Annotated in this window: 18 protein-coding genes; 8 read left to right on the top strand and 10 right to left on the bottom strand. The window is 67.4% G+C overall.

Annotated features, from left to right (window positions below; all coding sequences use genetic code 11):
- Nucleotides 1-370 precede the first annotated feature (370 nt).
- Nucleotides 371-1,276: a transcriptional regulator GcvA gene (gene gcvA, locus Q3A80_RS29925; RefSeq protein WP_446332396.1), complete on the bottom strand. Its 906-nt coding sequence runs from the start codon at nucleotides 1,274-1,276 to the stop codon at nucleotides 371-373.
- A 139-nt stretch (nucleotides 1,277-1,415) separates the two neighbouring features.
- On the opposite strand from gcvA, the gene Q3A80_RS29930 reads away from it, so the two are divergent.
- The 3 genes from Q3A80_RS29930 to Q3A80_RS29940 all read left to right on the top strand — a co-directional run bounded on the left by Q3A80_RS29930 (nucleotide 1,416) and on the right by Q3A80_RS29940 (nucleotide 5,134).
- A complete protein-coding gene (locus tag Q3A80_RS29930) occupies nucleotides 1,416-2,705 on the top strand; it encodes an adenylosuccinate synthase (RefSeq protein ID WP_446332397.1) in 1,290 nt (429 codons plus the stop codon).
- 238 nt (nucleotides 2,706-2,943) lie between these two features.
- The gene (locus tag Q3A80_RS29935; RefSeq protein ID WP_446332398.1) at nucleotides 2,944-3,885 is read left to right on the top strand and encodes a LysR family transcriptional regulator; all 942 of its coding nucleotides are present in this window, start codon (nucleotides 2,944-2,946) and stop codon (nucleotides 3,883-3,885) included.
- 280 nt (nucleotides 3,886-4,165) lie between these two features.
- Nucleotides 4,166-5,134 (top strand): aliphatic sulfonate ABC transporter substrate-binding protein, encoded by a 969-nt coding sequence (locus Q3A80_RS29940; protein ID WP_446332399.1) that lies wholly within the window; start codon nucleotides 4,166-4,168, stop codon nucleotides 5,132-5,134.
- Between the two features lie 103 nt (nucleotides 5,135-5,237).
- Here Q3A80_RS29940 and Q3A80_RS29945 read toward each other — a convergent pair whose 3' ends face one another.
- From Q3A80_RS29945 to Q3A80_RS29960, 4 genes are all read right to left on the bottom strand, one after another.
- Nucleotides 5,238-5,951 (bottom strand): dienelactone hydrolase family protein, encoded by a 714-nt coding sequence (locus tag Q3A80_RS29945; RefSeq protein ID WP_446332400.1) that lies wholly within the window; start codon nucleotides 5,949-5,951, stop codon nucleotides 5,238-5,240.
- A gap of 318 nt (nucleotides 5,952-6,269) precedes the next feature.
- The gene (locus Q3A80_RS29950) at nucleotides 6,270-6,581 is read right to left on the bottom strand and encodes a DUF4148 domain-containing protein (protein WP_446332401.1); all 312 of its coding nucleotides are present in this window, start codon (nucleotides 6,579-6,581) and stop codon (nucleotides 6,270-6,272) included.
- A 241-nt stretch (nucleotides 6,582-6,822) separates the two neighbouring features.
- The gene (locus Q3A80_RS29955; RefSeq protein WP_446332402.1) at nucleotides 6,823-6,969 is read right to left on the bottom strand and encodes a hypothetical protein; all 147 of its coding nucleotides are present in this window, start codon (nucleotides 6,967-6,969) and stop codon (nucleotides 6,823-6,825) included.
- A 61-nt stretch (nucleotides 6,970-7,030) separates the two neighbouring features.
- Nucleotides 7,031-7,996, bottom strand: coding sequence for a GlxA family transcriptional regulator (locus Q3A80_RS29960; protein ID WP_446332403.1), 966 nt, complete (start codon nucleotides 7,994-7,996; stop codon nucleotides 7,031-7,033).
- A gap of 221 nt (nucleotides 7,997-8,217) precedes the next feature.
- Here Q3A80_RS29960 and Q3A80_RS29965 point away from each other — a divergent pair, with 221 nt between their 5' ends.
- The 3 genes from Q3A80_RS29965 to Q3A80_RS29975 all read left to right on the top strand — a co-directional run bounded on the left by Q3A80_RS29965 (nucleotide 8,218) and on the right by Q3A80_RS29975 (nucleotide 10,147).
- Entirely contained in the window at nucleotides 8,218-8,859 is a 642-nt protein-coding gene (locus tag Q3A80_RS29965) for an HD domain-containing protein (protein ID WP_446332404.1), read from the top strand.
- Nucleotides 8,860-9,215: 356 nt separating this feature from the next.
- Entirely contained in the window at nucleotides 9,216-9,671 is a 456-nt protein-coding gene (gene parS / locus Q3A80_RS29970) for a type II RES/Xre toxin-antitoxin system antitoxin (RefSeq protein WP_006753033.1), read from the top strand.
- Entirely contained in the window at nucleotides 9,668-10,147 is a 480-nt protein-coding gene (locus tag Q3A80_RS29975) for an RES family NAD+ phosphorylase (protein WP_446332405.1), read from the top strand. The genes parS and Q3A80_RS29975 overlap by 4 nt, the downstream gene beginning before the upstream one ends.
- Nucleotides 10,148-10,181: 34 nt before the next feature.
- Here Q3A80_RS29975 and Q3A80_RS29980 read toward each other — a convergent pair whose 3' ends face one another.
- Nucleotides 10,182-11,117 (bottom strand): tyrosine-type recombinase/integrase, encoded by a 936-nt coding sequence (locus Q3A80_RS29980; protein ID WP_446332406.1) that lies wholly within the window; start codon nucleotides 11,115-11,117, stop codon nucleotides 10,182-10,184.
- A gap of 266 nt (nucleotides 11,118-11,383) precedes the next feature.
- On the opposite strand from Q3A80_RS29980, the gene Q3A80_RS29985 reads away from it, so the two are divergent.
- The gene (locus Q3A80_RS29985; RefSeq protein ID WP_446332407.1) at nucleotides 11,384-11,923 is read left to right on the top strand and encodes a hypothetical protein; all 540 of its coding nucleotides are present in this window, start codon (nucleotides 11,384-11,386) and stop codon (nucleotides 11,921-11,923) included.
- A gap of 116 nt (nucleotides 11,924-12,039) precedes the next feature.
- Here Q3A80_RS29985 and Q3A80_RS29990 read toward each other — a convergent pair whose 3' ends face one another.
- Nucleotides 12,040-14,454 carry a hypothetical protein gene (locus Q3A80_RS29990; protein WP_446332408.1) on the bottom strand — a complete coding sequence of 805 codons (2,415 nt, stop codon included), beginning with the start codon at nucleotides 14,452-14,454 and terminating at the stop codon, nucleotides 12,040-12,042.
- Between the two features lie 39 nt (nucleotides 14,455-14,493).
- Nucleotides 14,494-16,056, bottom strand: a complete 1,563-nt coding sequence (locus Q3A80_RS29995; RefSeq protein ID WP_446332409.1) for an SLC13 family permease — start codon at nucleotides 16,054-16,056, stop codon at nucleotides 14,494-14,496.
- A gap of 158 nt (nucleotides 16,057-16,214) precedes the next feature.
- On the opposite strand from Q3A80_RS29995, the gene Q3A80_RS30000 reads away from it, so the two are divergent.
- Complete coding sequence (locus tag Q3A80_RS30000; protein ID WP_446332410.1) at nucleotides 16,215-16,964, top strand: GntR family transcriptional regulator; 750 nt, start codon at nucleotides 16,215-16,217, stop codon at nucleotides 16,962-16,964.
- Between the two features lie 95 nt (nucleotides 16,965-17,059).
- Here the strand turns inward: Q3A80_RS30000 and Q3A80_RS30005 are convergent, their stop codons facing one another.
- Nucleotides 17,060-18,559 (bottom strand): amidase, encoded by a 1,500-nt coding sequence (locus Q3A80_RS30005; RefSeq protein ID WP_446332411.1) that lies wholly within the window; start codon nucleotides 18,557-18,559, stop codon nucleotides 17,060-17,062.
- A 35-nt stretch (nucleotides 18,560-18,594) separates the two neighbouring features.
- On the bottom strand, nucleotides 18,595-19,824 hold the full coding sequence (locus Q3A80_RS30010; RefSeq protein ID WP_446332412.1) for an MFS transporter: 1,230 nt from the start codon (nucleotides 19,822-19,824) through the stop codon (nucleotides 18,595-18,597).
- Nucleotides 19,825-19,829: the final 5 nt, after the last annotated feature.

Here is a 19,829-nt window from a genome sequence, read left to right on the forward strand (position 1 = left end):
CGCCGGGGTTTGTCGTTTGTGCCGTGAAAACACGATGCGTGTGCGCGTCTGATGCAGCGCCACATTCGCATTATTTGATTCGGAATCCTCTGTTCGGTGACGAGGTGCCGGTCTCTGCGACGATTGCCGATTATCTGATCGTCATGCGTTCGCTCGCGCCGTTGGCGCGGCACGTGCGACATGCGCTGAAACCTGTCCATGCTGCATGAGCAAACACAGCGCACGGCATATCCCGGTCTTCTCATGTATTTATACGGAATGCGAACGATATCGGTGAAATGCCTGCGTCGACAATCGATGAGCATGCGAACCGTGGCGCGAACGAGGCCGGGCACACACTCAAGCGACGTTCCCGCCGTCGCCGGCATGGTCAACGCCGCGCGTTCGCGGCCACTGCATTCCCCGTCGCTTTCAGCCAGTCCTTGAATGCCCGCACGGCTTCATCCTGCGCACGCGCGGCTGCCACATAAGTGAAATAGCGCCACGGCGGCAGCGCCGGTTCGCTGAACGGCTGCACCAGGCGGCCCTCGGCGATGTCGTCCGCGACGAGCGCGATCGGCCCCATCGCGACGCCGAGGCCATCGAGCGCGCCTTGCAGCGTCAGGTAGAAGTGCTCGAGCGTGAGCGAGTTTCGCGGCACCAGGTTCGCGTGCCCGGCCGCCGCAAGCCATTCGGGCCACATGCCGGGATAGGTCGCCGCATGCAGCAGCGTGAAGTCGGCAAGGTCGGCCGGCGTGCGCAACGGCCGGCCCTCGAGGAGTTTCGGCGCGCATACGGGCAACCGCACTTCGGACAGGAATTCCTCGGCAACATATCCGTCGATGGCTTGCGGGCCGCCACGCACGATCAGGTCGACCTTGTCGCGCAACTTCTCGATCGGCTCGTTCGACGTCGACAGCCGGACCTCGATCGCGGGATGGGCGACCTGGAACGACGACAGCTTCGGCACGAGCCAGCGCAGCGAAAACGTCGCGGGTGCGCTCACGCGCAGCACGCGCTGCTGCCCCTGACCGAAATGCTGCACGGTGGCGAGCGCGATACGGTCGAACGATGCGCCGACCTCGGCGAGGTACGCGCGGCCGGCATCGGTCAGCTCGACGCGCCGGTTGTGCCGTTCGAACAGCGGCCGGTCAAGCCACGTCTCGAGTTGCTGCACATGCCGGCTGATCGCGCCATGCGTGACGCACAGCTCGTCGGCGGCGAGCGTGAAGCTGCCGAGCCGGGCGGCCGCTTCGAACGCGCGCAGCGAGTTCAACGGGGGAAGTCGTCGGGCCATTCGTTATTCGCGTGAATTTTACTCACGTGATTGCTCAGATTTAATCGTTTGATCGGGCGATCCTGCTCAGCCAATATGGCACACAAACGGCCATCGCGGCCGATATATCTGTCTGAAATTCTCACACGGAGTATGGAGCATGTCGAACGTGGTCGTAGTGGGCGCGCAATGGGGCGACGAAGGCAAGGGGCGCGTCGTGGACTGGCTGGCGGCGCAGGCCGATCTCGTCGCGCGCTACAACGGCGGCCACAACGCGGGCCATACGCTGGTGGTCGGCAACAAGACGTACAAGCTCGCGCTGCTGCCGAGCGGCATCGTGCGCGGCAAACGCGGCGTGATCGGCAACGGCGTGGCGCTCGATCCCGAGGCGCTGCTGGCCGAGATCGGCCGGATGGCGGACCTCGGGCTGTCGGTCACGCCCGACAATCTGTCGATTGCGGAGAATGCGACGCTCGTGCTGCCGATTCACCGTGCGATCGACGAGGCGCAGGAGCGTCTGCGTCGCGAACCCATCGGCACCACGCTGCGCGGGATCGGGCCGGCCTATGAGGACAAGGTCGGTCGCCGCGGGCTGCGCGTCGCCGATTTGGCCGAACCGGGCCGGCTCGCCGACAAGCTCGACGTGCTGGTCGATCACCACAATGCGTGGTTTCTCGGCCTGGGGCTCGAGCCGTGCGCGCGCGACGCGATGCTCGCGATGCTCGTCGACATCGCGCCGCAGATTCTGCCGTTCGTGCGTCCCGTGTGGGCCGACCTGAACGACGCGACCGACCGCGGCGAGCGGATCCTGTTCGAGGGCTCGCAGGCCGTGATGCTCGACATCGACTGGGGCACTTATCCGTTCGTGACGTCGTCGGGCACCGTTGCATCGGCCGCCGCCGCCGGCACGGGCCTGGGTGCCGCGAAGCTCGGTCACGTGCTGGGCGTGACGAAGGCGTATGCGACGCGCGTCGGCGGCGGCCCGTTCCTCACCGAGCTGACCGACGCCACGGGCGAAACGCTGCGCGCGCGCGGGCAGGAGTTCGGCGTCAACACGGGGCGGCCGCGCCGCTGCGGATGGCTCGATGCCGCGCAGTTGCGGCAGGCCGTGCGAATCTCGGGCATCGATTCGCTCGCACTCACCAAGCTCGACGTGCTCGACGGCTTCACGTCGATCGAGCTGTGCGTCGGCTACGAACTCGACGGCGCCCGCGTCGACCATTTGCCCGCGAGCGTCGATGCGCAGGCACGTGCGAAGCCGGTCTACGAGCGATTCCCCGGGTGGGATGGCACGGTGAAGGGCGTGCGCGACCGTGCGGCGCTGCCGCGCGCCGCGCAGGATTTCATCGCGCGGGTCGAGGCGGTCGCCGGCGTGCCCGTATCGATGATCACGACCGGCGCCGAGCGCGACGACACGATCGTGCTGAGCAACCCGTTCGGCGCGGCCTGAACGCGCCGCTGCGCGCGCCATGCCGGCTCGGCGGGCCGCCGCGATGCGGGCTGGACCGGTCGGCTGACGGTCGCCGCGGGACATCGGTTGGCGCGCACGACGACGGTGCGCCGCCCGCGCACACGGCAAACTGGACACGCCTGCACCGCTGCGGTACTGTTCCGCACAATTCGCGCCAGACCGGCTAGTGCCGGGGCGGGCGCCGCTGCGAAGCGATTTCAATCCCGGGGACATGTCGATGGACACGTTACAGATGATGCGCATTTTCGTCCGGGTGGCGGAGGAGGGCAGCTTCACGAGCGCGGCCCAGCGCCTGGACATCACCACCGCCTACGCATCGCGTTCGGTCGCGCAACTCGAAACCCACCTGCGCACGCGCCTGCTCAACCGGAGCACGCGCCGCATTGCATTGACCGATGCCGGGCAGCGCTATCTCGACCGGTGCCAGCGCATTCTCGGCTATATCGACGAAGCGGAAGCCGAGGCCGCCGACGCGCAGGCGAAGCCGTCGGGCCGCCTGCATGTGCATGCGACGACGAGTTTCGGGCAGGCCTACCTGGTGCCCGCGGTCGTGCGATACCGGCAGCGTTACCCGTCGGTGGCGGTCGAGCTCACGCTGTCGCAGCACGTGCCGGACATCATCGACGAAGGCTACGACGTGTCGCTGCAACTGAGCACGACGGAGCTGCCCGATTCCGGACTGGTATCGCAGCGTCTCGGTGACGTGCACAGCGTGCTGTGCGCGTCGCCCGCCTATCTGAACGAGCGCGGCACGCCACGCACCGTGCGCGATCTCGAAGCGCATTCGTGCCTGCAGATCGTCACGCCGATATTTCCGCGCGACCGCTGGCATCTCGACGGTCCCAACGGTCGCGAGACATTCGAACTGCCGCTGCCCGATTTTCAGGTCAACATCGCCGATGCACTCGGCGCCGCGCTGCGCGCCGGCCTCGGAATCGGCTCGTTGCCGATGTCGAGCGCGGTGCCCGCACTCGCGAGCGGTGCACTGGTTCGCGTATTGCCCGAGTATCGTTTGCAGAAGCTGACGGTCTACACGCTGTACGCGTCGCGCCAGTATCTCGATGCGAAGATCCGTACGTTCGTCGATTTCCTGCGGGAATGCGTGCCCGAAATGCTGTCCGCCGATGAAGCCGCGCTGCGCGGTTCCTGCACGTCCTGAGCGAAGACGGGCGCGTGTGCCGGGCCGAATGGCGCGACGCACGTCCTGTCGTTGACGAACCGGCGTGGCCGCGTGCCGAATGCTTCGTATTGCGAAGTTGATGGGGGGCCGCGTCGACGCGACGTCTCCGATCGTTTGCATCGCCCGATGCATGCGTTATGAAAACCCCTGCTTTCGATATCGGACATCGTTGGTTCGGTGCGAAGCGTCGACGCCCTAGAATCGGTTCGACACGCGCCACCGTGCTCGTCGGCGCGCTTCCCATCGAATACAGGACACCATGTCAGACCGACTATCCCGATCCCGCCGCCGGCTTCTTCAGGCCGGTCTGGCGCTCGCGGCGGGCGCTGCCCAGCCGCGCTTCGCGCTTGCCGATACGGCAGGTGCGCGCACGCTGCGCATCGGCTACCAGAAGGGGCCGCTCAGCCTGCTGAAAGCGAGAGGCACGCTGCAGACGAGGCTCGCGACCCTGGGCGTGAACGTCACGTGGACGGAGTTCCCGTCGGGGCCGCCGCAGCTCGAGGCGCTCAACGCCGGGTCGATCGACTTCGGCGATGTCGGCGAGGCACCGCCGATCTTCGCGCTGGCGGCAGGCGCGCCGCTCGTCTATTACGCGCAGACGCCGGCCGGACCCGCGACCGAGGCGGTGGTCGTCGCGAAGGATTCGCCGGTCAAGACGTTCGCGGATCTGCGCGGCAAGCGCATCGCATTGGTGAAGGGATCGAACACGCACTTCCTGCTGGTGCGTTTGCTGCAGGCGGCGAAGCTCGACTATGCGGACGTCAGGCCGGTCTGGCTGGCGCCGTCCGACGCGCGTGCGGCATTCGAGAATCGCTCGGTCGATGCATGGATCATCTGGGATCCGTATCTTGCGGTCGTCCAGCAGACCTTGGGCGCTCGCATCGTCGCGGACGGCACCGGGCTCGTCGAGAATCGCAGCTACTACTTCGCATCGCGCACCTATGCGCAGCACAATGCCGACGTGCTGGGCGCGACCGTGTCCGAACTGGCGACGATCCAGCGATGGCTCGACGCGAACCGCGCGCAAGGCGCGGCCGAGTTCTCGAAGCTGTGGGGCATTCCGGAGCCGGCCGTGGCGCTCGCATTCCGTCGTGCGCGCTTCGGTGTCGAACCCGTGACGCGCGAGACGCTCGCGTACCAGCAGCGCATCGCCGACGTGTTCTATCGGGCCGGCATCCTGCCCAAACGCGTCGACGTCAGCCAGGCAGCGCCGCCGGCGCTCGCGTAGCGGACCATTCGCTACCGGTAAACGACAAAACGCCACGGATGCATGTCCGTGGCGTTTCGATTGCCGTGCGACATCGCACGGCAACCGTGATTGCGCGGCGGTGTTACTGCTGCTTGTTCCAGAGCGTACGCCCGAAGAACGTGAGCGTGCGATCCCACGCGATCTGCGACCACACCGGATCGAACTGCGTGCCGGCGATGCGGCCCGCGCCGACAGCCGTTTCGTTCGCGAACGCATGATGCGCGAGATAGCGGTGGAACTCGATGCCGACCTTCGCGTCGGTCAGCTTCTTCTCCAGCGCATCGACCTGATCGATCGCGAAGAACGCATCCTGCGTACCCCAGTGCCCCATCAGCGGCACCTTGATCTTCGACGGATCGAGGTAGTCGAGCGGAGGGAAGCCGTACCACGTGACGCCGGCATCCGCGTCGGCGAACTGCAGCGACAGCAGCGTGAGTGCGCCGCCCATGCAGAAGCCGGTGACCGCGACGCGCGATGCGCGTGTCTTCAGATATTGCACGGCGCCGGGAATGTCCTGCGATGCGGCATCGCCGAAATCGAGGCCGGTCATCAGATGGTGTGCCTCTTCCTCCTCGACCGTCGACTTGCCGCGATACAGATCGGGCACGAGCGCGAAGTAGCCGCAGCGCGCGAGGCGATCGGCGACGCCGCGAATCTGGTCATTCAGGCCCCACCATTCCTGGATGACGACGACCGCGGGCGCGCCTTCGGTCTTTTCTGGCGTCGCGAGGTAGCCCTGCAGTTCCTGCCCGTCGGGGCGGCGAAACGTGATCATGGAACCGGATGTTTGAGACATGAAACCGCTCCTTTTCGAAAAATGCGATGAGTGCGGCATCGGGTCGGCCAGCGAGTGCGGTATGCCCGGTGACTCGAGGTTTCTCTCGCGTTCGCTTCGGCCGGCGCCGACCACGCGGCCATTCTATGCGCAAACGCCGGCGCGCTGCGCGAACGGCGCCGGGCCGCGCCGATCGCGTGTTGCACGACCGTGCGCCGCGCATCGTTCGGCGCGCATGTCACCGGCGCCGCAAACGAAACACCCCGCCCCGATGACCGGGAGCGGGGTGTTTCGTCGGCGACAGCGGGCGTATCGAGGTACGCGCCGTGGGGCGTCGTCTTACTGGCCGAAATAGACCGAGTCGCGTGCGTTCTGCTTGACCGCGATCGCGCGGCCGCCACGCACGCCGGCGGCGGCCTGGACGCCGTAACCCGTTGCGTCGTTGTTCGTGACGCGCGCCTGCGCGGTCTGCAGTGCATTCGGGTAGTGCGCGTCCGACACTTCCGGCTTGTAACCGGCCTGTTCCAGCTGAACGAGTTCTGCGCGGACCTGGGCACGCGTGAGCTGGCCCGACGGGTTCGACTGGGCGAATGCGCCGGCGGATGCGGTGAGCGCGGTGGCAGCGGCGACTGCGTAGATGAACGACTTCATGGTGACCTCCGGTTTTCGTAGACTTCGCGCTTCGCTTGTCGCGTCGAGCGGTTGATTGCATCGTAGCGATCGCGATACCGGCCGGAAATACGCGTTCCGACGAATAATTGTTGCAACTGAGTAAACGATTCGAGCCGAAGCGCCATTTCGTCCGATGATTCCAGGTGCGGCGGGCGGGTGTCGCGGATACCGCCGATTCGCGCGGCATACCGGCGCCGATTCGACGATCGGGAGTTGACGATCAATCGCGCGAGAAAAGTGCGCGAGAGAAGTGCGCGCGTATCCGGCGCATGCCGATTCGAATCGCGGCAGAACCCGATTGAATCGAATAACGAAGCATTTTGGGGCGAACTTGAAACGCGCTCGCTCCATGGCTTTTGAACTTCATGGCGACCGTCTCGTCCACGCATCGACGGGAATTTTTGCGCCGCGTCGCCGCGCGCATCGCATCACTCGCCGACGACTGCCTGCCGTTTCCGGTATTCGGCTGGCGTGATCCCGACATGTCTCGCAAACGACCTTCTGAGCGTATCGACGTTCGCGAAGCCGCATTTCGCGGCGACCTGCTTCGGCGTGTGATGTCCGCTTTCGAGCAGCTGCCGGGCCGCCGAGATGCGTGTCGCCTCGACCCATGCGGCCGGCGTCATGCCGACCTCCGCACGGAAGAGTCGCGCGAAGTGGCGTGGGCTCATGCCCGCGTGCTTCGCCAGTCCCGCTACCGAGTGCTCGAGTTCGGGATGGTTCGCGACCCAGCGCTGGACTTCCTGCAGCACCGAGCGCCCGGCCGGCCGTGCTTCGCCGCTGCGGCTGAACTGGAGCTGTCCGCCCGGACGCTTGAAGAACATGACGAGCTGCGCGGCGACGCGCCGCGCGATTTCGCGGCCGAGATCTTCCTCGACCAGCGCGAGCGCGAGATCGAGGCCGGCCGTAACACCGGCCCCGGTGCGCAGCTTGCCGTCGCGCACGTACAGCGCGTCGGCCTCGACCGTGAGCGACGGATACGCTTGGGCGAGTGTGTCGGCGGCGGCCCAGTGCGTGGTCAGGCGTCGTCCTTTCAGCAGGCCGGTCGCCGCGAGGATGAATGCGCCGGTGCAGATCGAGCCATACCGCTTGCTTTGCACGGCCGCCGATCGCAGCCATGCGAGAACGTCGGTTCGCAGTGCGATCCGGCTCGCACCCGGCGCACCGGCGACGAGCAGCGTATCGATGCGTTCGGGTATGTCGGGCGCGATCCAGTCGGCCAGCAACTGCGCACCGGACGATGTGCGGATCGGGCCCGACTCGCTCGCAATGATTCGCAACGTATAGAACGGCTTCCCGCATTCGGCGTTCGCCTGTGCGAATACGTCGAGCGGCGCGGAGACGTCGAGCAGTTGTACGCCCGGCACCGCAAAAATTCCCACGACCTTCGGCATGTTCGGTTGCGTGTTGTGACGCTGTGTCCAGTATGACCGGTAGCAGTATAGGCGCGCAGCGGGATGAGGCGAGCGGCCAGCGGCGCATTTCGCGCGTGTGTTCGTAGTGTCTGCGTCGATGGCTGTCGATCGCGCGAAATGGCAGGATTTGTCGTAATACGTCGATTGATGACATATCCCGGGCTTCGGAGAATGGATGCTGTCTTCAATGGAGGTCGATCATGACTGTGAACGTTGCCGGCATCACCCTTCCCGACAGCCAGATGGCTCGCGAGATTACCGAACTCGTGCGGGATACCGAGTCCGAACTGCTGTTTCATCACTCGAGCCGCGTCTACTACTTCGCCGCGCTGGCCGGCCAGCGCCGCGGGCTCGTCTACGATCCCGAGCTGCTTTATTGCGGCTGCATGTTCCACGACATGGGGCTCACGCATCGGCACAGCAGCACGTGCGAGCGATTCGAAGTGGACGGCGCGAACGCTGCCCGCGATTTCCTGAAGAGCAAGGGGATTTCGCAACAGGACATCGACATCGTATGGACCGCTATCGCGCTGCACACGACGCCCGGGATTCCGCAGCACATGCATCCGGTCGTGGCGCTCGTGACGGCCGGCGTCGAGATGGACGTGCTGGGCCTCGCGTATCCCGAATACAGCGACGTCGAGCGCGAGGCCATCGTCCGCGCGCATCCGCGCACGCCGCATTTCAAGGAGGACATCATCCAGGCCTTCTACGACGGTATCCGGCACAAGCCGGACACGACGTTCGGCAACGTGAAGGCCGATGTGCTGGCCGACAAGGATCCGCATTTCCGTGCGGGCAATTTCTGCAGCGTGATTCGCTCATCGGCGTGGGGTGGTTGACCGGTGCCGGCTGGAGGACGGCGGTTCGGAACGGCCGGTGCGATACGCGTCGTGCTCCGGGCCACGGCCTGGATGCGCGCCGGTTTCGGCAAGGATCGTTTGCAGGAACAGTGGGTTGTTACGTGACAATCGTGTGACGTGAACCGCTGACTTTATATACTGAGCGCCCGCCCGGGCGCCTCCGAGGCGAATCTGCGATTCGCGGCCGCCGGAGAACGCGTCTGGGCACGGCGCGACGTACCGCGAACGGCTTTCGCGGCGTCGGCGACGGAGCCTCCTTGGGGGCTCGGCGACCCGAATCCGCATGCTTGCGGCAAAACGCCTATAATGAATGGGCAAATTGCCGGAGAAGAGTCATGAGCACGATCGCATTCCATCCTTCGGGCGTCGCGCATCCGCGCCAGGCCGAATTCACGATCCTCGAGCAGCTGCTCGCGATCCGGGTGCGCTCGGGTGCCGATCTCGCCGAGCTGGCGAGTGCGCGTGTCGACGTCGCGGTGATCGACCGGCTGTCGGAGCGCGGACTCAAGTCGGACGAGCTCGCCTTCATCATCCCGCGCCGCACGTTGAGTCATCGCCGTCAGGCGCACGAGCGCCTGTCGCCGGAGGAATCCGACAAGGCGATCCGGCTCGCACGCATCGTTGCGCAAGCGACGGCCACGTTCGGCGACCAGGACAAGGCGATGGCATGGCTGCGCAACGGGCTCCAGCGTTTCGGCGGGCGCACGTCGCTCGACATGTCGAGCACGGAGCACGGCGCGCGACTGGTCGAAGAGGCGCTCACGCAGATCGACGAGGGGTACTTCGCTTGACGACGCTGTGGCGGATCAGCAATTACGCGGACCTGAAAGGCGTTGGCGGATTGCGGGCCGGCGGGCGCTGGCATTTTGCCGGGCAGCCGGTCGTCTATCTCGCCGAGCATCCGGCGCTCGCACTGCTCGAAACGCTGGTGCATTTCGAAATCGCCACCGTCGCGCAATTGCCTACCGGATACCAGTTGCTTCGTATCGAAGTGCCCGAATCGGTGGACGTTGCCGAGATCGCGGAAGGCGATGCGCCGGCCGACTGGCGCGATGACGTCGACTGGACCCGCAGCGCCGGCACGGAATGGTTGCACACGCAACCAAGTGCATTGTTGCGCGTGCCGAGCGTCGTCGTGCCGCACGCACACAACTTCCTGTTGAATCCGCTGCATCCCGCGGCGGCCGAAATCCGGATTGCGGAAGTCATGCAATCGCCGTACGACAGCCGGATTCTGCGGCTGGTCCACTCGGACAAGGGAGCGTAACGCCGGTTGTGCGGCGTCGCATGCGCGATGCCGCTCAGCGTTCGCGTGCGGCGCGCTCTGCCGCTGCATCGGGTGCCAGCGTCTGTCGGATGCGCGTGACCGTTCGTGAACTGGCGAGGCCAAGCATCGCGCTGACGTCGGCATGCGGACGGCCGTCGAGCAACTGGCGGCGCGCATACGTATTGCGCAGCACGCGCGGGCTCAGGTCGGTCGCGTGAAAGCCGATCGAGGTCAGCGCGTCGCGCACGACGAGTAGCAGGAACATGTCGTTCATTGCGCCGCCGCGCGGTGCGGGAAACAGCAGCGGCGATGTTCGCGCATCGGCCGAAATCGACCGCCATGCGGCGAGCGGCGCCCACGCAAACGACGCGAGTGCAATCGTTCGCGCCGGCCGTGCGCGATGGCGCGGCACGACGAGCGCCGGCGGCCGGGCGTCGAGATCGAGCGCATCGCGGGTCACGGCGCGAATCTCGGCCGACGTGATGCCGCTCGCGAGCAGCAGCGCGACGATCGCGCGGTTCCGGCAGGCGACCGCCGTATCGTCCGGGCGTGGCTGAACGTGGCGCTGCAGCGCGGCGTCGGCATCGGCCGACAGGTAGCACGGTTCCGGTTCGCCATCGGGCCATGCGAGATCGCGCGTCGTTCGGCCGGCGGGGTGGCGCGTTCGCACGCCCGTTTCCACGAGATGCCGGGATAGCCGCTCGATCAGCTTCGCATAGCGCACGCGCGTCGACGTGCCCGGCGCGCAGCTCCGTTCGAGCTCGGTCAGAAACGTTGCGACGTGATCGGGACCGAACGTCGCCAGCGATACGCGCTGCGCGACCAGATGGCGCAGGAACCGTTCGAACATCGCCACGTGCTGCACGACCGATCGCGGCGCGAACGGCCGGCGGCCGGCACCGGTCGCGGCCGTTTCCTGCCATGCGCGAAACGCGCCGACGGGGTCTTGAGTCCAGCGATTCATGTCCATGCAGGATTTATATCCGCAACGTGGCAGCGCCGGCAATCCTGTGCGACCGGCATCCATAGGTCGCGCGACTCACGGGCTGGCCGCGTCGATTGTCAAACAGTGTGAGTCAATCGTCAGCATTTGCAACGGAAGTAACAGTCCCCGCAATTCGACGGTTTTGAGCGCGGACGCCGCTACATTAGCTCCACCTGCCGCACGTCGCGGTGAGGCATGCGACAAGCCGCACGAAGCGGCCCGCAGCAACAACGTCTTTGGGGAGAATGACCATGAACAAGATTCGCACGATTCTGCTTGGCGCCGCGCTGACGGCAATCGCATCGGCTGCTTTCGCACAAACGGCCCAGACGGGCGCAGAGGGTTCCGCCGGCGTCGGCGCACAGGTCCAGACGCCGCTGCTCGGCGGCGGCGTGGGCGTGCAGGCCGGTGCGGGCGCGAATGCAGCGGGCTCGGGTTCGGGCGCGGGCAACCTCGTTGGCGGTGCACTGCACGGCGTCGGCAAGACGGTCGGCGGTGTCGGCGCGGCAGCCGGCAATGCGGTCGGCGGCGCGACGCAAGCAGTCGGCTCGGCTGCCGGCTCGGCGAAGGATGCGGCTGCATCGGCCGCGCATGCGACGAAGGCACACGTGAAGCACGTAGCGAGCTCGGCGAAGAGCCATGCGCAAGGCGCGGTGTCGACGGCGGGCGATGTCGCCGGCAGCGCGAAGGCGAAGGCCGGCGAAGCGCTCGAAGGCGCGACGAACGCGGTGCAGGGCGGCGCGTCGGTCGGCGTGAAGGGCTCGGCGTCGGCACAAGGCGGCGCGCTGTAAGCGATACGCTTACCACGAAGGCCCGGCCCGCTTCGATGCGGGCCGGGCTTTTTCGTTGATGGGACAGGCGCCCCGCGCCGGCGCTCGCCGCATCTCAACTGCGTGTGGCCCGCGACTTATTCTTCTTCAAAACGAATGAACTGCGCGGACGACCACACCTTGCTGTCGTTACGCTGGCGCCCGAAGAAATAGACCGGACGGAATCCGAACGATGCGTTGCGCGGCGCGACGTCGATGCTGCCGGCCAGGTCGACGGGCAGTGCGTGGTCCGTCAGGCGCTCGACCGCGACGAACAGCTCCGTGCCGCCGAGTGCATGCGTTGCCGTCCCGCGCGCGAGCAGCTCCGCGCCGCTGATTTCGAAGCGGAACGCGGGCGCGTGCACGAACGGGTTGCGCTGCAGCGGATCGCCGACCTTCGCGAAGCTGTCGATCGTGCCTTCGACCACGATCGTCGCCGCGGCGAGATTGCCGATGTCGAGCTCGATGCTGTCGGCGTCGCCGTAGGTGTCGCTGCGGAATTCGACGTCGGTCGCGCCGCTACGCCATGCCGATTCCTCGACATGCTCGAACCCGTTCGATCCGAAACGGTGGATCGTGCCGTTGACGATCCTGATCCGGCCGCGCCATGCGGCCCAGCGATAGCGATCGCGAATGCGTGCGCCGCCCCAGCGCACCCGCACCAGGCGTTCCGCGTAGCCGAGTTCCGCATGCAGGTTGCGTTCCCATAGCAGACCGTCGTGATCGTACGCGGCCACGTATTCCCAGCCCGACTGGCCGAGTAGCCGGTAGTCGAGCCGCGCCGGCCCCCGGTGCGCGAACGCGTCGCCTTGCCAGCGATCGCCGCAGCGCACCAGCAGCGCACTGTGCTCGCCGGTGGTCGCCCATGTGCGGCGCGCGCGCAGCGCTTCGCCGACGTGCTTGCGATCGAGCGCGGGCGACAGTACGCCCGTCAGCCCGCCATGTACGCCGAACACTTGCACGCCCGGTGCGCCGCCGCCCGGCCGGCCACGATGTTCGTCGCCGCTGGCCGCGACGCCGAGCTGGTAGCCGCGTTCGATCACGTCTTGGTACAGCCAGCCGAAGTGGCCCCACGACGACGCAATCTCGACGAGCCGTTCAAGTTCCGGATGGTGCCAGTCGGGAATGTAGCGGCGGCCGCCGACATGCGGCATCACGAGATGCTGCGCGGCATCGTCCGCATACGCGTCCCACAGTTCCTCGACGGGCCAGCGGCCGAGCTCCACCGCATGACCCTTCATGTCCTCGTTCCAGACCAGCGTACGGTTGTGCTCGCCGCGCGCGTTGTACGGAAAATCCGGTCGCACGTCGCCGAGGAACACCACGTTGTGGTCGCCGCCTGCGGTCGAGCTGCCGCACCATTCCTGCACCGGATACACGACGAAGCGGCCCGGTTCGTTGAAGCGCTCGACCGCGTCGACGCCGAGCTGCCAGTTCTCGTCGGTGATCTGGAAGTCGTTCGCGGTATAGCCGAGCACGTCGATGCCGCCGATGTCGCGTGCGTAGCGCGCGTTGTACTCGGGGCTGTTGGTGCCGACCGTGTCATGGGCATGCACATGAAGATCCGCGTACAGCGCGCGCGGCGCGGGCAGCGACGCGTCGACCGTCAGCCATGCTTCGGCTGCGCGCACGTCCGCGCGCGCGGGCACGTCGGCCACGATGCGCAGCGTACCTGCGTCGACCGGCAGATCGTCCACCGCGCAGCTCGCAAACCCCGCATCGGGCAGCGCGTGTTCGCGCCGATAGACGATCTCGCCACGCGCGTCATGGGCGACGACCCGGGCATGACCGCCGACATCGCGGCACGCGTTGCCCCAACGGTCCTGCAGCGACAGCCGGAATGGCGCGCGCGTGCCGGGCCGCACGAAGCGCGGGCCGTTCAGCAGCACGTCGGACGGCGCACCGGCACGGATGTCGATCGATACGTCGCCGGGCACCGCGACGAAGCGCGACGTGCCGAGCGGATCGACGTAGAGGCGGAAGCGGAAGTTGTCTTCGGCGAAGGTCTGCACGCGCGTGCCGGGGCCGCGGCGGCGGTCGCCGAGGCGGATCACGATCCGGTCGCCGGCGTTCACGTAACCGTCGACGACGTCGACGATCACGGCCTTCTGGAACGGCCGCTCGTGCCCCTTCTGGTCGAAGCGCACGTTCAGCGCCTGCACGGTGGCCGGGCTCTGGCCCGGCACGAGCGTCGCCGCGTGGTACTCCGCGCTGATGTAGTTCGCGGCGCTCGGGTCGCTCGTCTGGAACAGCGCCCAGTCCGAATAGAACTTGAAGGTCGCCTTCAGCCAGCCGCCGTCGGCGATGCCGGACGAGCCGACCTCGTAGTCGAGCACGATCTCGCTCCATTCTCCGGCTTCGAGGCGCGTGACGTTGCAGCGCACGCGTCCGGCGAACGGCAGGCGCTTGTGGCGTTCGTACAGCCCGGCGGGCGCGACGTGCGGACCCAGGCGCTCGCGCAGCGCGGCGGCGCGCGCATCGACGGTATCGATGGCGTCGTTGGATTCGTTCATGGCGGAATGCAAAATGAGGTCGATGGAAGGCGGCGCGCGTCAATGCGCGAACGGCCAGGGCGCGCTCGCATCCCAGACGGGAATGCCCATGTACGCGTACCACGGTGCGATCACGCAGAGGCCGTAGACGATCGCGATCAGTACCGACACCGCGCCGACCTTTGCATAGTCGGCCGTCGAGAACGCGCCGCTGCTGTACGCGATGACACCGGCCGTGATCTGCGTCGGCAACAGATACGCGAAGCTGTCGGTATCGCTGACGAGCATCGTGAATGCGACCGGATGCAGCCCGAGACGCGGTGCGAGCGCGAGCGCGATCGGCGCGATCATCGTGACGGCCGCGACGTTGGACAGCATGCCGATGCGGATCACGTGCGTGCCGAGCATCACGATCGCGATCGCGAGCCACCAGCCGTGACCGCGCGCGGCGACGTAGATGTGATCGGCGGCCCAGCTTGCGAGCCCCGACGCGCTGATCGCCGACGACAGCGACAGCGCACCGGCGAGCAGGAACAGCGTGCCCCAGATCGTGCGCTGTTCGACTTCGGCCCAGCCGAAGCGCAGCACGCCGGGCGCGAACAACAGCGCCAGCGCGAGCAGCGCGACGATTTCCGACGGCAGGCGATGCAGCGGCTCGGTGGCCCAGAGCACGGCGACGGCGGCGAACAGCACGAGGACGGCCCAGTCATTGCGCGCCGCGCGCGGCTGCGCAGCGCGCATCGCCGCGATCGCGCCGGGGCCGCCGGGAATCGCGACGGCGCGCGAGCGGAAATGGAATTGCACCCACGCTTGCGTGATCGCGAACATCCCGAGGTACGGCCACTGCAGCTTCAGCCACGTCAGGTACGAGATCCGGATGCCGAGCTGCTTCTCCAGCAAGCCCGACACGACCATGTTCGGCAGATGGGCCGTCAGGATGCACATGCCGCCGATCATCGCGCCGTACACGAGCGTCTGGATCACGATCGCCTTGCGTGCCGCACGTTCGCGCGGCGATTCGCCGAACAGCCGGACGATGCCGTTCGTCACCGGCAGCAGCGTCGCGGCACGTGCATTCGCAGCCGGCACGACGAGCGCCATCACGCAGTTCACCGCGAACATCGCCCAGATCACGCCATTGGCCGTGCGCACCTTCAGCCGGTCGAGCAGCAGCAGCGCGATCCGGCGGTCGAGCCCGCATGCCTGCATGATCGCGGAGAACAGGAACGCGGCGAGACACAGGAACACGACCGGCGCGGCGAAGCCGCTGGCCGCCTTCGGAAACGACGGGCTCGCGTGCGACAGCACGAGCAGCATCGGCAGCAGGATGCCGCTCACGCCGACGGGAATCGCATCGGTGATCCATACGGTCGCGACCCACGCGACGACGGCGAGCGTCGCCTTCCCTTCGGCCGACAGATGCGCGGGCGCCGGCAGCCACCACGCGATGGCGAAGAATGCCAGCCACGCGGCGGCGAAGCCGATCGCGGCGCGCCACTGTGCGTGGCGTGTTCGACCCGTTGCGTGCGGATCGGTGCGCGGCGCGGTGGCCGGTTCGACCCGTGCCGGCCGGCTGGCCTGCGCGCCGTCGAGCGGCGGCGTGCCGATTGCGTTTTCAGTCACTGGTATGCTCCCCGGGGCGTCGCGACCGCGAAGCGCGGCCCCGACCATCTGTCGAGATGTGATAATACGTATTAATACAAGTTGGACGTTCCAATTGCTTTTCATATCGATATCGGGAAACGCGCATAGCGCGAATCCAGCACGACGAGGAAGGACCGATGACGCTGGTGCGTGACGACACGACATCGCTTTACGAGCAGCTTGCGACGACGCTGCGCGACGAGATCGAACGCGGCGTGTACGAGCCGAGCGGCAAGCTGCCGTCGGAGGCGCAGTTGAGCGAGCGTTTTCAGGTGAGTCGCGTGACGGTCAGGCTCGCGCTCGATCGGCTGAGCGACGCGCGCGTCGTCGAGCGCAAGCAGGGCAAAGGGACCTTCGCCGCGAAGCAGCGGCTGCGGCATCGGCTCGACGTGCTGCGCGGGCTTCACGATTCGATCGCCGCGCAGGGCGCACGGGCGCGGATGGCGTTGCTGCGCATGGAGGCGTGCGATGTACCGCCGGGTTTGCGGCACGCGTTCCCCGCCGACGTCACGCGCTGCATCTATCTCGAGCGGCTGCACTGCGTCGACGACGAGCCGATCGCACTCGCACAGACGTGCCTGCTGCCCGACGCCGCAACCGTCTCCTTCGAGCAGGCCGAGCGCATGTCGACCTACGAGGTGCTGGAAGGTCTGCTCGGCTGGCGGATCACGGATGCCGACATGTCGGTGACGGCCGTGGGTTCGCCGCCGGATGTTGCTGAGCGGCTTCGGATCGGTGTGGAGGCGCCGCTGCTGGTGTTGCGGCGTGCGTCGCGCCTCGCGGACGGCCGCACGTGCGAATCGACGGTGTTCCATATTCGCCCGGAACGGTTCGATCTCGTGGTGCGCAGCGGCGTCGACGCGAAGTTCGTCGGGCGAGGCCGGTGAAGGCTGGTCCGCGGCACATCGCGTCCGTGCCGCGCAGACCAGACTCGCGGGCCGTGCGCGGACAACACGTCGCGACATACCGAAGGTGGCGAGCGCTAGCGCATCCGCTTCGAAGCCGGGTTCATGCCCGGCGTGCGCGCCGCATCGACCGACGCCGCGCTGACCGGCGGAACGCGCGCGGCCCACGGTGCGGCGCGCTCGAGCTGCGCGGCGAGCGAAAACAGCAGCGACTCCGCACCGAACGCCCCGGCGAAATGGCTGCCGATCGGCAGGCCTTGCTCGTCCCAGTAAAGCGGTACCGACATCGCGGGCTGGCCGGTCGCGTTGAACCATGCGGTGAACGGGGAAAACCGGTGCGACCGGTCGATCACTTCGCTCAGCGATTGCGTGTCGTCCGTGATGGCCAGCTCGGCCGGCGCAAGCGGCGGCATCGCGAGCGTCGGCGTCAGCAGCACGTCGTAGCGCTCCATCAGGCGGCCGAACGTGCGGCCCAGCGCATGGATCCAGTCGACGGCGCCCGCGTATTCCGCGCCGCTGACGTTACCCTTCTCGCGCAGGATGATGCGCGTACGGGCCTCGATCTCATCGTTGCGCACCGGACGGCCGCGCTGGGTGCCGATCGTGTCGACCAGCGCGCGCGTCTGCGCGCCGATGATCGTGAATACTCGGCCATAGAACGCTTCCGAATCGACGGGGCTTTGCAGCGGTTCGACGTGATGGCCGAGCGAGCGCAGCAACGCGACGGTATGGTCGAGTGCGGCCCGGCATGACGGGTGAAGCGGCCACGGCGGCGCCTGCTCGATCGCCGCGATCTTCAGCGGACGTGGATCGCGCTGCGTGGCCGCGACGAACGTGCCGGCCTCGCACGGCGCCGCATACGGCGCGCCGATATCGGCGCCGGCGGTCAGGTCGAGCAGTGCGGCGCTGTCGCGCACCGAGCGCGTGATCGCGTGGTTGATCCCCATGCCGGCCCACCCTTCGCCGATCATCGGTCCGTTCGGCGTGCGGCCGCGCGTCGGCTTCAGCCCGAACACCCCGCAGCAGGACGCCGGCACGCGCAGCGAGCCGCCGCCGTCGTTGCCGTGCGCGAACGGCAGCACGCGGGCAGCGACGAGCGCCGCCGCGGCGCCGCTCGACCCGCCTGCGCTCACGTGCGAGTTCCACGGATTGCGGGTGATGCCGAAGCGCGTGGACGACGTGCAATACGACGTGCCCAGCTCCGGCGACAACGACGTTCCCGCGATCGGTATGCCGGCACGCCGCAGACGCGCGACCAGTTCGCCGTCGAAATCGGGCCGGTAGTCGCCGAACAGGAACGAGCCGTTCGCCATGCGCGCGCCGCGCACCGGCATGAACAGGTCCTTGATCAGCGTCGGGACGCCGGCGAGTACGCTTTCGCGGCCGGTCACGGCAGCTGCCGCGTGTGTCGCCGTGTCGTCGAGCCGTTCGGCGACGGCGTTCAGCACCGGGTCGATCGCATCGAGATTCGCGCGCACGGCATCGAGCAGTTCGGTTGCGGTCAATTCTTTCGCGCGGACCAGCGCCGCGAGTGCGATGCCGTCGTGCGTGGCGATGAGTGTCTGGAAGTCTTTCATGGGTCCGTGGTTCGAGATCGGGGAAGGTGGATTGATCATTCGTCGTCGCGCCAGCGAGATGCCGGCAGCAGCCAGAGCAGCGCGATGACGGCCGTGCCAGCCGCGATCGCGAACACGGCGGGGCGTAGCCCGCCGAACGCGCGTGCACATCCGAACACGACGAGCGGGCTCACGAACTGGCCGAGATAGAGCGCGGCAGTGAATCCGCCGAGGCCGCGCCCGCGCATCGCGAGCGACAGCTTGCGCATCAGCGGCAGGATGGCGTTGGGAACCAGCATCCCGCCGCCGAACCCGTGAGTCGCGACCGCCACGACGATGGCCGGTACGGTATGCGCGCGGGCCAGCAGGGCCAGGCCCGTCGCGAGCAGCGCGAGAAGCACGACGTTGACGAAGCGGCGGCCAAGCGCGTGTCGCAACCATGGCCATGCGATGGACCCGGCCAGCGTCGACAGCAGACCGATACCTGCGACCGCGCCGATTACCGTCGACGAATGCTGGCCGATGTCGATCATCAGTTGCGGCATCTGCACCGGCACCACGAACGAGCTGATCATCCCGACGCAGATCAGCACGTAACCGGTCGCGAGCGTCGACACGAGTTGCCGGCTGGACGGCGGCGAATCGCCGTCGCGCGGTTCGGCGGGCTCGCCGCCGCGCAGCGGTTCCCACAGCACGGTCGCGATCGCCGGCACGAGCAGGATCGGCAGCAGATACAGATAGAACGGATAGCGCCATGCGTGCTCGCCGGCGGCGCCGCCGAGCACGAAGAACACCGTGCCGACGATGCCGATCGTGATGACCTGCCGGTTCACGTAGCGCACGCGTTGTTCGCCGCGCCAGTAGTCGCCGATCAGCGTCGTGCAGCACGTCATCACGCACGCCTCCGCGGCACCGAGTGCGAATCGGCACGCGAGGATCGCGCCGAGATCGTCGAGCCACGCGGGCGCGGCACCGACCAGCCCGTACACGAGCGTCGCGAGCAGCAGCAGCATCTTGCGTCCGACGCGATCGGCCAGCCACCCGGCGAGCGGCGCACATAGCGCGATCGCGAGCGCCGGGCCCGTCGCGACGAGCGGCACGAGCGCGCCGAGCCGCGGATCGGCCGGCACGAATTCCGCCGCGAGCTTCGGCAGGATCGGCGCGATCATCACGGCGCCCATGACGGTGAGGCTGCTGCCGAGCAGCAGCACGGCACCCTGGCTCGCGCCGGCCTGCCGGACGGCACGCGCATAGGGCGCGGCACGCGTTGAAGAAGACGAATTCATCGACG

The organism is Burkholderia sp. SR8, assembly GCF_052851275.1.

Coding starts and splice junctions, on each gene's coding strand:
- gcvA (WP_446332396.1), bottom strand. CDS start 1,276: ATGGCCCGACGACTTCCCCCGTTGAACTCGCTGCGCGCGTTCGAAGCG.
- Q3A80_RS29930 (WP_446332397.1), top strand. CDS start 1,416: ATGTCGAACGTGGTCGTAGTGGGCGCGCAATGGGGCGACGAAGGCAAG.
- Q3A80_RS29935 (WP_446332398.1), top strand. CDS start 2,944: ATGGACACGTTACAGATGATGCGCATTTTCGTCCGGGTGGCGGAGGAG.
- Q3A80_RS29940 (WP_446332399.1), top strand. CDS start 4,166: ATGTCAGACCGACTATCCCGATCCCGCCGCCGGCTTCTTCAGGCCGGT.
- Q3A80_RS29945 (WP_446332400.1), bottom strand. CDS start 5,951: ATGTCTCAAACATCCGGTTCCATGATCACGTTTCGCCGCCCCGACGGG.
- Q3A80_RS29950 (WP_446332401.1), bottom strand. CDS start 6,581: ATGAAGTCGTTCATCTACGCAGTCGCCGCTGCCACCGCGCTCACCGCA.
- Q3A80_RS29955 (WP_446332402.1), bottom strand. CDS start 6,969: ATGAAGTTCAAAAGCCATGGAGCGAGCGCGTTTCAAGTTCGCCCCAAA.
- Q3A80_RS29960 (WP_446332403.1), bottom strand. CDS start 7,996: ATGCCGAAGGTCGTGGGAATTTTTGCGGTGCCGGGCGTACAACTGCTC.
- Q3A80_RS29965 (WP_446332404.1), top strand. CDS start 8,218: ATGACTGTGAACGTTGCCGGCATCACCCTTCCCGACAGCCAGATGGCT.
- parS (WP_006753033.1), top strand. CDS start 9,216: ATGAGCACGATCGCATTCCATCCTTCGGGCGTCGCGCATCCGCGCCAG.
- Q3A80_RS29980 (WP_446332406.1), bottom strand. CDS start 11,117: ATGGACATGAATCGCTGGACTCAAGACCCCGTCGGCGCGTTTCGCGCA.
- Q3A80_RS29985 (WP_446332407.1), top strand. CDS start 11,384: ATGAACAAGATTCGCACGATTCTGCTTGGCGCCGCGCTGACGGCAATC.
- Q3A80_RS29990 (WP_446332408.1), bottom strand. CDS start 14,454: ATGAACGAATCCAACGACGCCATCGATACCGTCGATGCGCGCGCCGCC.
- Q3A80_RS30000 (WP_446332410.1), top strand. CDS start 16,215: ATGACGCTGGTGCGTGACGACACGACATCGCTTTACGAGCAGCTTGCG.
- Q3A80_RS30005 (WP_446332411.1), bottom strand. CDS start 18,559: ATGAAAGACTTCCAGACACTCATCGCCACGCACGACGGCATCGCACTC.
- Q3A80_RS30010 (WP_446332412.1), bottom strand. CDS start 19,824: ATGAATTCGTCTTCTTCAACGCGTGCCGCGCCCTATGCGCGTGCCGTC.